The organism is Aureibaculum luteum (genome assembly GCF_003449015.1).
In the GTDB taxonomy this organism is placed as follows: domain Bacteria; phylum Bacteroidota; class Bacteroidia; order Flavobacteriales; family Flavobacteriaceae; genus Aureibaculum; species Aureibaculum luteum.
In genome coordinates this window covers 529,439-543,692 of the sequence record NZ_QRGD01000003.1, presented here as the reverse complement: position 1 = coordinate 543,692, position 14,254 = coordinate 529,439, and the positions used below count along the sequence as shown (strand labels likewise).

Sequence of the window (14,254 nt, the reverse complement as noted above, 5' to 3'; positions counted from 1 at the left end):
AATATTTAATTTAAGATTAGATTATTTTTTTTTCGAGGAATTTTATATAAAAAGCCTGTTGTCAATCTAAATGTTGGAGTTAGTTGTGTTCCGTCAACGTTACCATAAATGGGAATTTCTGCCTTGGTAGAAAAAGCTAAATTTTGACTTACATTAATTAAAAAACTAGGAATAACAGATATCCATTTTCCACCAGTATTTTCTAGGTTAAAACCACTAATTTTATCTTGACTTGCACTTCTATATTTTATCGATATACTTGGTGAGATTAATGTTTTTAGAAATAGAAATTCATCTGAAAACTGTAAATATGACTGCACTTCGTTACCAAATTTATAAGTACTATCACCGAAGTAACTTTTGTTAGTACCTGTACTTCTATAAACAAACCGTGTTGATATGGTAAATGAAGGTCTAAAATCAAAATTTTTAGAAGTTGCAAACCAATAAAGAATATCCCAAGCGTTGCTTCCAGGTTGTAAATCGGCGTTAAACGTAATGCCTTGATTGTTTGTTTTGGTTGAAGAGCCAATGGGTAGTTTAGCTCCTGTACCAAGATTAATAGTGCTATTTTTTCCTAAAATGTTTTTAAAATTATATTTCAATAATAAAACTGCATCTCCAATACCTGAAGTTTGATCTAAATTTTCATTCCCAAATTGTGTTATTTTTCTTCGTTGATTTACCCATGTAAAAAGCCCTTCAATGGATAGATTGTTTGTTAATGAATAGCCGGTGTTTAATAGTACACTATGTGTTATGCGTAGTCTTGAATCGTCATTTAGTTTTTGTGTACCGCTATTGAGCGTATTTAAATTATTATAATCATAATGTAAGCCAATTTGTAAACTACCTTTTTCTAAAGTAGCTAAACCTAAATTATTTGAAAGGGGAATCCCTCCAGAGCAACACGTTTGAGCAATGATTATTGACGTATTAAACAGTGATAAAAATAAAATGAACGTTTTTAGTTTCATGTTCTTTAAAGAGACGACATAAAAACCAGTTCCTTACTTTTATAATGTATTAATTTATTCCGCTATTGTAATTATCGTTTTGATTTAAATGCTAAAAGGTTTAGCTTTTCTTATTGCTCATCCTGAAGTGTATCAAATTCTTTTCTCTTCTTGTTAAACCAAGCATTCATTGCATTAGGCGATTTCATTAATTCGCTCATTTCATTCATTGCTTTTAAATGAGGTTTATCTCCACGTTGAAACATTTCCATAGCATGAACCTTACTCAATTCACCAATTTCATCAAATGTATTCGCATTAAACTCTTTTTCGCAAGCACCACCTAATTGTTTACAAGTCATTGTTTTCATTTGTTGAGAAATTTTACTTTTCAATTTACAACTTTTTAGATGAATGATAACAAGTGTTATGCTTTGAGCACTTCTATTGCATATTACCTATATTTTGGTTAGGTTTGTTATTTACCTACAAATCTAACTTCCATGAATATCTTCTTAAAAAAAATTGTATTTGGTTTATTATTTATTTCTAGTCCAATTTTTGCCCAAAGTGGAAAAACACCTGCTCCAGCGGAAAACGGAATGGTTGTTACTAGTCATTATTTAGCATCTGAAGTTGGTAGTGATATTCTTAAAAAAGGTGGAAATGCCATTGATGCTACTGTAGCAACAGCTTTTGCTTTGGCAGTAACCTTGCCATCTGCGGGTAATATTGGCGGTGGTGGATTTTTAGTTTATTATGGAGATGACGGTAAAAAAACAACGTATAATTTTAGGGAAAAAGCTCCATTAGCCGCATCAGAATCTATGTTTTTAGGAAAAGATGGAAAAATAAAAAATAATTCAAATCATGATGGGTTGTTAGCGACGGGAGTACCAGGTACAGTTGCTGGTTTATATTTGGCTCATCAAAAAATGGGAAAATTACCATGGTCAGATTTAGTGGCTCCTGCCGTTAAATTGGCTGAAGAGGGGTATCCGGCAAGTTATCGTAATGAATGGTTTGTTCATTTTATTGCAAAAAATAAATCTAAATACCCGTCAACAGCTAAAGCATTTTTAAAAGCCGATAATACACTTTATAAACCTGGTGAAATTTTTAGACAACCAGAATTAGCAGAGACTTTAAAAAGAATTCAGAAAAAAGGAGCAGATGGTTTTTATAAAGGTAAAACGGCAGAATTAATTGCCGATTTCATGAAGAAAAACGGAGGGATTATTACAAAAAAAGATTTAGCTAAATACCAAGCACAGGAATTAACACCTGTTTTGGGAACCTATAGAGGATATGAAATTGTAGGTATGCCACCACCAAGTTCTGGAGGAATTGCTTTGATTGAAATGTTGAATATATTGGAGGGTTACAATTTGAGAGAAATGGGTCATAACTCAGCAGCTTCTCTGCATGTGATAACAGAGGCGATGCGAAGAGCTTTTTCTGATAGAGCTGAGTTTGTAGGAGATTCAGATTTTAATCCTGATTTGCCAATCGATAAGTTGTTGTCAAAAGAGCATGCTAATAATTTAAGATCTAGTATTGACTTACAGACGGCTTCATTAAGTGACTCCGCACATTTTAATGCAAAACATTTAGTACCTGAAAGTCCTGAAACTACGCATATTTCTGTGGTTGATAAACAAGGTAATGCCGTTTCTATGACATATACATTAGAGAATAGTTATGGTAATAAATATGTTGTAGCAGGTGCGGGCTTTTTATTAAATAATGAAATGGGAGACTTCAACCCTATTCCTGGTTATACAAATTCCAAAGGCTTAATTGGTACTAAGCCAAATTTAGTGCAGCCTGAAAAAAGAATGTTATCGAGTATGACACCTTCTATTGTTGCTAAGAATGGTAAACCTGTAATTGTTATTGGTAGTCCTGGAGGAAGAACCATTATTAACACCGTTTTACAAGTTATTTTAAATGTAATTGATTATGATATGAATATTGCTCAAGCAATAGAATCACCGAGAATTCATCATCAATGGTTTCCGAATAAAACTTCTTTTGAAAAATTTGGTATTTCACCAGATACCCAAAAATTATATGAGGCACTGGGGCATGAAGTGTACTTTAGAAATATGCAAGGGCAAGCCATGGGTATAACCATAGATCATAAAAACAGTAACGTTTATGGTGCCGCTGACTCTAGAAGTTTTGATTCGAGAGCCGTTGGTTACTAATTGAATAGATTAACCTATTCTCTTTTATTTTTTTTATCTCTTTTTGCTTGCTTCTTTTCTTTTGCACTTAAAAGAGGTTCTTTTTTTACATTTTTCTTTGAATCTTGTGATTTTGCCATGGTATTTTTTTTAAATAATTAGTTACTTTTTTATCTATCTTGAAGTTTGATTGAGTTCTAATGAGCCACTAGCCAATCTTCACCTAATCCAATCTCAACATCTAAAGGTACGGATAATTTGTATGCATTTTCCATTTCTTGTTTAATGATGGGTTTTATAATTTCCAGTTCATCATTGTGTGCATCAAAAACTAATTCATCATGAACTTGCAATAACATTTTACTTTTAAATTTTTCTTGTTGAAAGCGTTTGTAAATATTAATCATTGCTAATTTAATAATGTCAGCGGCACTTCCTTGGATAGGGGCATTTACAGCATTACGTTCCGCGGCTCCTCGAACTATAGCGTTACGAGAATTTATATCTTTTAAATATCGACGTCTACCTAACACGGTCTCCACATAACCATTTTCTCTAGCAAAATGAATTTGACCATCCATATAACTGCGTAATTTAGGGTAGGTTTCATAATAGGTATCAATCAATTCCTTTGCTTCGCTTCGTGACAGCGAGGTTTGATTACTCAAGCCAAATGCAGAAACCCCATATATAATTCCGAAATTTACTGTTTTCGCATTGCCACGTTGTTCACGAGTTACTTCACTAATTGGGACATTAAAAACTTTAGCTGCAGTAGAAGCATGGATATCTTCTTTGTTTTTAAATGCATTTATCATGTTATCCTCTTTGCTTAATGCGGCAATAATTCGCAATTCAATTTGAGAATAATCCGCTGCCAACAATGTATAATTTTTATCTCTTGGGATAAATGCTTTTCGTACTTGTCTTCCGCGTTCAGTTCGTATCGGAATGTTCTGTAAATTAGGATTGTTAGAACTCAATCTACCCGTAGCGGCGACCGCTTGAGCATATACTGTGTGTATTCTATTTGTTTTCGGGTTTACTTCATTAGGCAACGCATCTACGTAGGTACTTTGTAATTTTTTATATTGTCTAAATTCTTGAATATCTCTAATAATTTGATGGTCTTTCGCTAAGAAGGATAAGACATCTTCAGCAGTAGAATATTGACCTGTTTTTGTCTTTTTTGGTTTGTCTACTAATTTAAGCTTGTCAAATAAAATAGGCCCCAATTGTTTTGGAGATGCTAAATTAAATTCTTCTCCTGCTTGCTCATAAATACTTTTTTCTAAACGTTCAATGTCTTTATTTAAAGCTACTGATAGTTCTTTTAGAAAACTAGTATTTATGTTAATTCCTTCAATTTCCATAGCAGAAAGTACTACTACCAATGGCATTTCTACATCATTGAATAATTTGGTAAGGTTGCTACCTTCTAATTCCTTAGTAAAATGTGTTTTAAGTTGTAATGTAATGTCAGCATCTTCAACCGCATATTCAGTTTGTTTTTCCAATTTAACATCACGCATGTTGCCTTGGTTTTTTCCTTTTTTACCAATCAATTCTGTAATTGGAACCGGTTGATAGTTAAGATACGTTTCTGCTAGCATATCCATACCGTGACGCATATCTGGGTTTATCAGATAATGTGCAATCATGGTGTCAAATAATTTACCTTTTACCGGGATATTATAATTGGACAATACCTTAATATCATATTTTAAATTATGACCTACTTTTTCAATGGCTTCGTCTTCAAAAAAGGGTCTAAACTCTTCAAGAATTTGCAACGTCTCTTCTTGGTTTTCTGGAAAATGAACATAAAAACCTTTGTGGTGTTCCCATGAAAAAGCAATGCCAATTAATTCTACTTCCAAAGATTTTAAACCCGTAGTTTCCGTATCAAAACACACTGATTTTTGAGCTAGTAGTTGTTTTAATAATAGTTTTCTTGAAAGAGGCGTGTTTGCCAATTGGTAAAAATGAGTAGTGTTTTCAATGGAGTTAAATCCGTTAACTATCACTTTTGGTTCGCTACTTCCTGTTCCAGGAGCTGCAAATAAGTCAAATTGAATATTGTCTGTTGGATTGTTTTTAGCTCCTTCTTTTTTTGTTTGTATTTGAGGCTTTACTTCCATGTTTTCATCTTTTGGGGCGAAAGTTTTTTCAAGATTAACCAATAATCTTCTAAACTCTAATTCTTCAAAAATCTCAGTAACTTTAGGCAAGTTGGGTTGGTCGAGTTCAAAATCTTTAGCATCAAATTCCACAGGAACATCTAACATGATTGTCGCCAATTTTTTTGATAAAAGTCCAAGTTCAACGTTGGCCTCTACCTTTTCTTTCATCTTACCTTTAAGTTCGTGACTGTTTTCGAATAATCCTTCAATACTACCATAAGCAGCTAAGAACTTTTTGGCTGTTTTATCTCCCACGCCTGGTAAACCAGGAATATTGTCAATAGCATCACCTTTCATTGCCAAAAAATCTATAACCTGTAAAGGGTCAGTAATTTCAAACTTTTCAAGTATCTCAGGTACACCCCAAGTTTCATAGCCTCCCCCAAATCTAGGTCTATACATAAAAATGTTCTCAGAAACCAATTGAGCAAAATCTTTATCGGGCGTAACCATAAAAGTTTGGTAACCCTCTTTTTCAGCTTTTTTAGCTAGTGTGCCAATAACATCGTCTGCTTCAAAGCCTTCTTTTACCATAATTGGAATGTGCATGGCTTTTAAAATTTCTTGTATGTAAGGCACGGCAATTTTTATAGCTTCGGGTGTTTCGTCTCTGTTGGCTTTATATTCTGCAAACATTTCCACACGATCTACACTACCACCTTTGTCAAAACACACAGCTAAGTGATCAGGGTTTTCTCTTTTTATTACATCTAGTAATGAATTCATAAATCCCATTATGGCTGAGGTGTCCATACCTTTAGAATTTATGATAGGGTTTTTTATAAAAGCGTAATAACCTCTAAAGATTAAAGCAAAAGCATCGAGTAAGAATAAGCGTTTTTGTGCAGACATTGTTGTATTTTCAAGTATGCTCAAATCTACAAAGATTGTTTAGACAAATAAAATATTTTATTTGCTAATAAAAAACCTCACAAATCTTAAAGAATTGTGAGGTCTATATTATTGTATGTATTTGGTTTAAATTATTTTTCTTCTTTAATAAAATAATCAGATTGGGTATTTGTGTTTTTGCCATCCTGAAATTTGCTCATACTAAAGTTTTTATGGATAGAGTAGGAGCCTGTTTCTCCTTTTTTGTTAACGGCAATATAACCGACTTGAAAGTTTTTATAATTGCTATTTGGTTTGGATACAATTCGTTTTATGGCTTCTTCACAAGCTTCTTGCGGAGATTTACCTTGTCGCATTAATTCTACAACTAAAAAACTACCTACGGTTTTCATAACTTCTTCACCCAATCCCGTGGCAACGGCAGCACCAATTTCATTATCAACAAACAATCCAGCACCAATAATAGGAGAATCACCAACACGTCCCGCCATTTTATAAGCTAATCCGCTTGTTGTACATGCCCCACAAATGTCTCCATTCTTATCAACCGCTAGCATACCAATGGTATCGTGATTTTCAATATTAATAATTGGTTTATATTCTGATTTTACTTTCCACTCTTCCCATGCTTTTTTAGACGATTCAGTTAATAAATCTTCTTTTTTAAATCCACTTTCATAAGCAAATTGTTCAGCTCCTTTACCTGCTAACATCACATGAGGCGTATCTTCCATCACTTTTCTTGCTACTGAAATAGCATGTGTAATGTTTTGTAAATAGACAACTGATCCGCAATCACCTTTGGAGTTCATTATACAAGAATCTAGGGTAACATTACCATCTCTGTCTGGTGAAGCTCCATTACCTACGGTAGTGTTATTTAAATCAGCTTCTTCAACTTTACAACCTTGTTCAACGGCATCAAGAGCCGATTTTCCTTCTTGAAATGTTTCCCAAGCTTTGGTTGTGGCGTTCGGGAAATTCCAAGTTGCAATTACCAATGGTAAAGACGCTTTTTCAGAGGATGCAATTATTTTTTCATTCTTAATAGGAGCTTTCTCTGCACAGTTTGTTAACGAAGTTCCTATGGCTAGCCCAACTCCACTTAAGGAAGCGTTTTTTATAAAATTTCTACGTTTCATATATTGATTTATTGGTCGTTATTTAGATTAATTCATGCATTTCCATTTCCGTTTTAGCAATACAGACTGTTTTTTTACAAACTGTATTCTGTAACATTTTTATGTTTACTACGTGTATTTTTCAATCCATAAAATAATATGTATCCATAGCAACAAATAACAAAAATTAATGCCGTTTTAAAGCCAACATTATCAGTAAGTAATCCAAATAAAGGTGGAATAATAGCACCACCTACAATAGCTGTACAAAGTAAACCAGAAGCTTTTGGTTTTAATGGACCAAGACCGTCGATGGCTAAGGTAAATATCGTTGGAAACATAATAGAGTTAAACAATCCTACGGCTATAATTGTCCACATAGAAACTAGCCCTGTTGTACTCATTGAAATAACAATTAAGGTAACGGCAAGTGTTGCAAAAACACCCAGTACTTTTCCTGGTTTCATTACAGTGGTTAAATATGACCCTACAAAACGACCTACCATTGCCCCCGTCCAATAGAACAATACAAAAATACCTAACAGTGCCTTATCATCTGCACCATCCAATGATTTTTGGAAAAGGTTAGCTATAAAATTTGCTGTATTCATCATTACTGAACTATCTCTTACCAAAGGCACGAGGTTCATATCTAAAAAATAATTGATTAAATAGCTACCAATGGCAACTTCAGCACCCACATAAAAGAAAATCCCTAAAACACCCAACATTAAATTCTTTTGTTTAAAGGCTTGAGCATAGGTACCTGTAGACTCTTCACTTATCAGTTTTGGTAATTTTGCAAAAAAGAAAACAACGGCAATTAATCCTATAAAAATTGCCAAGCCTATAAAAGGCGTTTGCACTGCCGCAGCTTCTGCAGTCAAATAAGTTTCCTTTGCAGCACCCACTAATGAACTAATTTCTTCTGGTGTTTTTATTTTGTCACTTAAGATATATAATGCACCAATTATAGGAGCAATAGCTGTACCAACGGAGTTAAAGGCTTGTGATAAATTTAATCGACTTGAAGCACCATCTTCACTACCTAAGGCAGCAACATAAGGATTTGCTGCTACTTGTAACACAGTCATTCCACCTGCCAAAATAAAATAGGCCAACATAAAAATGCTAAATTCACGATAGGATGCCGCAGGATAAAATAGTAAACATCCAACAGCCATAGTTATTAATCCTAATATAATTCCGCGTTTATATCCAATTTTAGAAAGTATAAAACTGGCAGGGATTGACAATATAAAGTAGGCTCCAAAAAATGCAAATTGCACCATACCTGCTTGGAAGTAAGAAAGTGTAAACAATTCACGTAAGCGAGGAATTAGAGAATCAACTAATACGGTTATAAATCCCCACAGGAAAAATAATACGGTTAATAATATAAAGGAACTGCGATATGATTTTTCTTGATTCATTAGTTGTATTTTTGAGTTGAATATTATTACTATTTAGTAGTGATTTTTATTAAGTGAAGCAAGATACTAAAAACAGTGATAACTTTGTCAGATTTTAGATTAACAACAGTAGATTAATGCTAAAAGGAATGCTAAAATAGTAAACCATGAAAATAGAGATTTGTGCAAATAGTTACCAATCTGCAGTAAATGCTGAAGCTTCTGGGGCTGATCGAATTGAATTGTGTTCAGAATTGGCAGTTGGTGGTATTACACCATCTTATGGATTGATAAAAAAGATAAAACAAGATTTAAGGATTCCTGTGCATGTTTTAATTCGTCCAAGAAGTGGAGATTTTACATATTCTAACGCTGATTTTGAGGTGATGAAGCAAGATATTGTGTTATGTAAAAAGCTTGGGTGTGAAGGTGTAGTTTCTGGTATTTTAAATTCTGATAATTCAATTGATTTAGAAAGAACAAAAGAGTTAGTTGAGTTAGCAATACCTATGTCTTTTACTTTTCATAGAGCCTTTGATTGGGTGGTTAATCCTCTTAAGAGCTTGGATGAGTTGAAGGAAGTTGGAGTTAAAAGAATTTTAACTTCAGGACAAGAAGATCAAGCTTTAAGAGGAATTGAATTATTGAAAAAACTTAAAGATAAGGCGGGTGCATTTATTGAAATTATGCCAGGTGGTGGTGTGAACATAGATACTATTTTGGAATTTAAAAATGCTGGATTTAAACAAATCCATTTTTCTGCAACTTCATTATACTGTACCCAAAAGAAAGTTAATGTTACTATGAATAGCGACCGTTTTTTTGACGAAACAATGTTGGCGATTTCCGATTCTGAGAAGATTATTAATATGGTTAATATGGTTAAATAAATGCTAAAAAATATATTTATGGATTGCTTTGAGTTTGTTTTGCTACCTATGCAAACGTAGTTTCTGTTTATTATGATTATAAGTTTATTTTTTTTTTTTTATTGAGCAATTGATATCATCGATATATCGTATTTAGTTTATCAATTGTCAGTGGTTATAGTAGAAATGTTTGTTATTACGTTAAAAGGTTAAAAAATAATCTAAAAATGTTATATTTGTATAACTAACCCTTTAACTCGTAGTAGATTGTTTAATATTTAATAATATATTTTATGGCAAAATTTGGTGAGTTAATCAGTTCAAGTATTCCTACTTTAATTGATTTTTACGCGGATTGGAATGAAAATAACAATACTTTCCATAAAGTGTTAAGAGATGTTGCTGCAGCTTTAGGAGATAAAGCCAAGGTCATAAAGATAGATATTGACAAAAACGAAATCTTAGCAAACGCTTTACGTATAAAAGGTAACCCGACATTTATCATTTACAAGAATGGCGAAATGAAATGGCGTCAATCTGGAGAACAAGATGCGAATACCTTAATAAGTTTAGTAGAGCAGTACGTTTAATTGAGGCATGATGTATTAATTTTTCAACCTTGTTATGCTATTAAAGAGTAGTACGAGGAGTTTCACTACTGTTTATGATAAATTGCTAATTAACTTATCCTTTTAAATACAAATCCTTTATCACTAAAATATTCCAACACCTTCGGAAGTACTATTTGTAGCCTTTCAAAGGCTTTTACACTATCATGAAATACAATAATGTCACCTTGCTCATTGTTTTTTATTACATTGTTAAAGCATTGATTAGTAGTAGTAGATGTGTCGAAATCCCAACTTAAAATAGACCACATGACAATTTTGTATCCTTTCTTTAAGAGAAGTTTTGTTTGTGATCTTTTTATTTTACCGTAAGGAGGGCGAAACAGTTTGGAGTTATTCGGTTTAAGGTTTAACTTCTCAATGATTCTATCTGTTTTTAGAGCCGAATTTAAATAATCTTCATTCTTGGTTTTCCAACCTTTCTCATGGTTGTAGGTATGGTTGCCAACTGAATGTCCCGCTTTAATGATGTTCTTAAATATGGTTGGATTCTTTTCAATGTTATTACCAATACAGAAAAATGTGGCTTTTGCATCAAATTGTTCTAACGTGTTTAAAACCCAATCTGTTATTTCGGGAGTAGGGCCATCATCAAAAGTGAGAAAAATCTCTTTTCTAGAATTAGAAAAATTCCATATTTGTTTTGGGTAAACTGACCTAATCCATTTTGGAATTTTTGTAAAATAAGAGTTCATTGTAGATAGAAAACGGATTAACGACTAGTGTTTTTGTATTGAAAATAATGTCATTCCGAGGAACGAGGAATCTCATTATTATTTGAATAAAGTTTAATAAGATTCTTCGCTCATCATGAATGTTAAATAGCTGTCAATATGCTGTTTGTTCACTCTCTGAATGACGTTATACTGTTAAACGCTAACAATTACTCAATAACACCTTCTAAAGAGCGTATTGAAGCAATATATCCTTTTTTAAGTTCCTCAGCAAATTCCTTGTCATTTTCATCAACGGTAGCAACGATGTTGTTATACATCATTAACGTACCTTCAATATCATCATAATGTTGTGAGACACCATAATTGTCTAACCCACTATAAAATTCAATTCTATCTTGAAAAATATCAACTAAGGTATTGGCAACATTTTTAGCTTTTTCTTTATTGCCAATTTGGTAATAAGCATCTGGGTAACCTAATACAAGTCCAAAATGACCATATCGTTTTATAGGCATTTTTTCAATAGAAAGGTCTAATATTTCTTCTGCTTTTTCTTTATTACCTTCTTTAATAAAGGCTTCTGCCAATCGTATTAAACTATTTCTAAAGGTAATGCCATTTTTACGTGTTTCTACATCTACGTAAATATCACCATTGCTGTTTCTCCAATCCCATTTTTTTACATTGTTGTACATGGTTTCGGTATCTATTCTACCTAGGTCTAAAACACTTTTTGGACGTCCGTTAGAGCTTTTACTTGGTGTTAATATTGGAACGAATTTATAAGCCAATCCATCTAATTGAAGATAATCTTTAAGCCAAATATATTCGTCATCAGCATTGGCACCACCGGTGAAATAAATAGGTCTAGTCCAATCGTTATGAGCCAAAATATCTAACATTAGAATACGATGTTTCTGTAAACCTAGCTTGTCAACTTCAATATCTATATAAGGTGCTATTTTATCTGCATCTTTTTGGGGTACAATATTGTTTCTAAGTACTGCTGCTTTGTCAATTGGAATCCTGATTTTATTAGTGGGATAGTATTTTTCAGGTATACCATCTTCATCTAAATCTAAATAGGTTCTAGAATCTTTACTGGCTATCCAATTCATAAAAGCCCTAATATCCATAGCGGTATCTTTAAAGGCAGGATTAGCAATATGATATGCTACATCTAAAGAGCCAGTTTTATAATCGTCATGAACCAATTGTCCAGGAATCGGATCAGCCAAATATGTTTTTCTTTTTTGTTGATCGATATACCAATCGGTTGCAAATAAACTGGTATTTACTAATTTAATGTCTGTTCTGTAATTTTCAACTTCTTGCATATACCATAGTGGGAAGGTATCATTATCACCAATAGTAAACATAATTGCATTTTCTTGAGCCGAATCTAAATAAGCTTTTGCGTTGTTTCTAGTAGCATATCTACCTGAACGGTCGTGGTCGTCCCAGTTTTGCGATGCCATTAAAGTAGGAACAGCTAATAAGCAAATAGCGGATGTGGCAATTGCCAGTGTTTTCGGATTTATTTTGTCTTTAAATTGCTGGTAAATGGCGAGTACGCCAAAACCTATCCACATAGCAAAAACATAAAAAGAACCTACAACAGCATAATCACGTTCACGCGGTTCAAAAGGCTTAGGGTTGGTGTAAAATATAATTGCCAGTCCTGTAAATGCAAAAAACAAAAATAGGATATAGAAATTCTTTTTATCATATTTAATATGAAATAGGAGTCCGATTAGACCTAAAATTAAAGGAAAAAAGTAATAGGTGTTTCTACCTTTATTTTCTTTAACTTCTGCTGGTAAATTACGCTGAGAACCCAGTCGCATTTCGTCAATAAAAGTAACGCCACTTAGCCAATTTCCATGATTGTCTAGATTTCCTTGAATGTCATCTTGCCTACCAGCAAAGTTCCACATAAAATACCTGCCGTACATATAGCCAAATTGAAAGTCAATCATAAAACCTAAATTCTCACCAAAAGTAGGTCTTCGTTTACTGTTGGCTGGTATGCCTGCAATCGCTTTGTAATTAGCAACAACTCCAGGATTTGGATCAACCATACGTGGAATAAAACCTTTGTTTTTATCAGTATAATTTGGGCGGGCGTCTTTGTAATGGTTTACAATTACATATTTACCGGCTTTTTCATCCTTTTCATACTTTGGTTTATCATCACGATAAGGATCATTTGGATCTTGTTGACGCGTTTCAGAATAATAAGAATCGTAAAAAATACTAGCATCACCATATTGTTCACGGTTATAATAGGCTAGTAATTCTCTAGCACTTGATGGATTGTTTTCGTTAATAGTTGTGTTTGCGTTGGCACGAATTGGTAGCATTACCCATGAAGAAAAACCAATCATAATAAAGAGTAAGCATAAAATGATGAGGTTAGCGTGTATCAAATTTTTCTTTCGCGTATGACGAATTGCAAAATAAAATACGGCAATAACAATGAGTCCTGCAATTATACTTCCTGAATTAAAAGGCATTCCCATACTGTTTACAAAAAACAGTTCTGAGGCACTAAAAAATGCTAAGGTATATGGGAATAAAAATTTAAATACAAATGCCAGTACGAGAATGGAAACTATATTGGCAATAATGAATTTTTTAGAGGTAATATTTTCATACCTTTTATAAAAATAGATAAATACAATAGAAGGAATTACCAATAATGAAAGTATGTGTACGCCAAATGATAAACCTACTACAAATGCAATAATAAGCAGCCATTTGTGACCTCTAGGTTTATCCATTTCTGCTTCCCATCGTAAACCTAACCAAAATAATAGAGCCATTAAAAATGAAGACATGGCATAAACTTCTGCTTCAACTGCACTAAACCAAAAGCTATCAGAAAATGTATAGGCTAAAGCACCAACCAGACCGCTACCTAAAATAGCTATGGCATTACTTTGGTTAATCGTATTATTATTATTATTATTATTTAAAATAATTTTTTTAGATAAAATAGTGATGGTCCAGAATAAAAAGAGAATGGTAAAAGCACTAGACAACGCGGACATAAAGTTAGACATCATCGCTATATTTTCAGGATCTGTGGTAAACATTGCAAAAAATGCACCAAGCATTTGAAATAAGGGTGCTCCAGGAGGGTGTCCAACTTCTAATTTTACAGCGGTAGAGATATATTCACCAACATCCCAATAACTAACTGTTGGTTCTAAAGTAAGTGTGTAAGTTAATAATGCTATTGCAAATGTTACCCAGCCTAAAATATTATTCCACTTTTTATAATTGAAAGACATCATCTATGATTAGTTATTTGTGGGCGAATTTACTAAATTATTATTGATATTCTTTTGAGATGGACTGATG

10 protein-coding genes are annotated in these 14,254 nt (G+C 33.1%); 3 read left to right on the top strand and 7 right to left on the bottom strand.

Going from position 1 to position 14,254, the window contains the following annotated elements:
- Nucleotides 1-5: 5 nt before the first annotated feature.
- Together D3P13_RS10590 and D3P13_RS10585 are read right to left on the bottom strand one after the other, a co-directional pair.
- Nucleotides 6-977, bottom strand: a complete 972-nt coding sequence (locus D3P13_RS10590) for a transporter (protein ID WP_117882131.1) — start codon at nucleotides 975-977, stop codon at nucleotides 6-8.
- A 110-nt stretch (nucleotides 978-1,087) separates the two neighbouring features.
- Nucleotides 1,088-1,327: a DUF1059 domain-containing protein gene (locus D3P13_RS10585; RefSeq protein ID WP_117882129.1), complete on the bottom strand. Its 240-nt coding sequence runs from the start codon at nucleotides 1,325-1,327 to the stop codon at nucleotides 1,088-1,090.
- Between the two features lie 132 nt (nucleotides 1,328-1,459).
- Between D3P13_RS10585 and ggt the strand changes: the two genes are divergently transcribed.
- Nucleotides 1,460-3,166, top strand: a complete 1,707-nt coding sequence (gene ggt / locus D3P13_RS10580) for a gamma-glutamyltransferase (protein WP_117882127.1) — start codon at nucleotides 1,460-1,462, stop codon at nucleotides 3,164-3,166.
- Between the two features lie 176 nt (nucleotides 3,167-3,342).
- Here ggt and polA read toward each other — a convergent pair whose 3' ends face one another.
- The 3 genes from polA to D3P13_RS10565 form a co-directional block, all read right to left on the bottom strand.
- Complete coding sequence (polA, locus tag D3P13_RS10575) at nucleotides 3,343-6,180, bottom strand: DNA polymerase I (RefSeq protein WP_117882125.1); 2,838 nt, start codon at nucleotides 6,178-6,180, stop codon at nucleotides 3,343-3,345.
- A 131-nt stretch (nucleotides 6,181-6,311) separates the two neighbouring features.
- Nucleotides 6,312-7,322, bottom strand: coding sequence for a N(4)-(beta-N-acetylglucosaminyl)-L-asparaginase (locus D3P13_RS10570; RefSeq protein WP_117882123.1), 1,011 nt, complete (start codon nucleotides 7,320-7,322; stop codon nucleotides 6,312-6,314).
- Between the two features lie 74 nt (nucleotides 7,323-7,396).
- Nucleotides 7,397-8,734 (bottom strand): sugar MFS transporter, encoded by a 1,338-nt coding sequence (locus tag D3P13_RS10565; RefSeq protein ID WP_117882121.1) that lies wholly within the window; start codon nucleotides 8,732-8,734, stop codon nucleotides 7,397-7,399.
- 146 nt (nucleotides 8,735-8,880) lie between these two features.
- On the opposite strand from D3P13_RS10565, the gene D3P13_RS10560 reads away from it, so the two are divergent.
- Together D3P13_RS10560 and D3P13_RS10555 are read left to right on the top strand one after the other, a co-directional pair.
- Nucleotides 8,881-9,603: a copper homeostasis protein CutC gene (locus D3P13_RS10560; protein WP_117882119.1), complete on the top strand. Its 723-nt coding sequence runs from the start codon at nucleotides 8,881-8,883 to the stop codon at nucleotides 9,601-9,603.
- 272 nt (nucleotides 9,604-9,875) lie between these two features.
- Entirely contained in the window at nucleotides 9,876-10,172 is a 297-nt protein-coding gene (locus D3P13_RS10555) for a thioredoxin family protein (RefSeq protein ID WP_117882117.1), read from the top strand.
- 89 nt (nucleotides 10,173-10,261) lie between these two features.
- Here D3P13_RS10555 and D3P13_RS10550 read toward each other — a convergent pair whose 3' ends face one another.
- Nucleotides 10,262-10,906 carry a polysaccharide deacetylase family protein gene (locus D3P13_RS10550; protein WP_117882115.1) on the bottom strand — a complete coding sequence of 215 codons (645 nt, stop codon included), beginning with the start codon at nucleotides 10,904-10,906 and terminating at the stop codon, nucleotides 10,262-10,264.
- Between the two features lie 188 nt (nucleotides 10,907-11,094).
- Entirely contained in the window at nucleotides 11,095-14,187 is a 3,093-nt protein-coding gene (locus D3P13_RS10545) for a DUF2723 domain-containing protein (RefSeq protein WP_117882113.1), read from the bottom strand.
- Nucleotides 14,188-14,254: the final 67 nt, after the last annotated feature.

Excerpts from the sequence above, each read along its gene's own strand:
- D3P13_RS10585 (WP_117882129.1), bottom strand. The coding sequence starts at position 1,327 with ATGAAAACAATGACTTGTAAACAATTAGGTGGTGCTTGCGAAAAAGAG.
- D3P13_RS10545 (WP_117882113.1), bottom strand. The coding sequence starts at position 14,187 with ATGATGTCTTTCAATTATAAAAAGTGGAATAATATTTTAGGCTGGGTA.
- D3P13_RS10565 (WP_117882121.1), bottom strand. The coding sequence starts at position 8,734 with ATGAATCAAGAAAAATCATATCGCAGTTCCTTTATATTATTAACCGTA.
- D3P13_RS10550 (WP_117882115.1), bottom strand. The coding sequence starts at position 10,906 with ATGAACTCTTATTTTACAAAAATTCCAAAATGGATTAGGTCAGTTTAC.
- polA (WP_117882125.1), bottom strand. The coding sequence starts at position 6,180 with ATGTCTGCACAAAAACGCTTATTCTTACTCGATGCTTTTGCTTTAATC.
- D3P13_RS10560 (WP_117882119.1), top strand. The coding sequence starts at position 8,881 with ATGAAAATAGAGATTTGTGCAAATAGTTACCAATCTGCAGTAAATGCT.
- D3P13_RS10590 (WP_117882131.1), bottom strand. The coding sequence starts at position 977 with ATGAAACTAAAAACGTTCATTTTATTTTTATCACTGTTTAATACGTCA.
- D3P13_RS10555 (WP_117882117.1), top strand. The coding sequence starts at position 9,876 with ATGGCAAAATTTGGTGAGTTAATCAGTTCAAGTATTCCTACTTTAATT.
- ggt (WP_117882127.1), top strand. The coding sequence starts at position 1,460 with ATGAATATCTTCTTAAAAAAAATTGTATTTGGTTTATTATTTATTTCT.
- D3P13_RS10570 (WP_117882123.1), bottom strand. The coding sequence starts at position 7,322 with ATGAAACGTAGAAATTTTATAAAAAACGCTTCCTTAAGTGGAGTTGGG.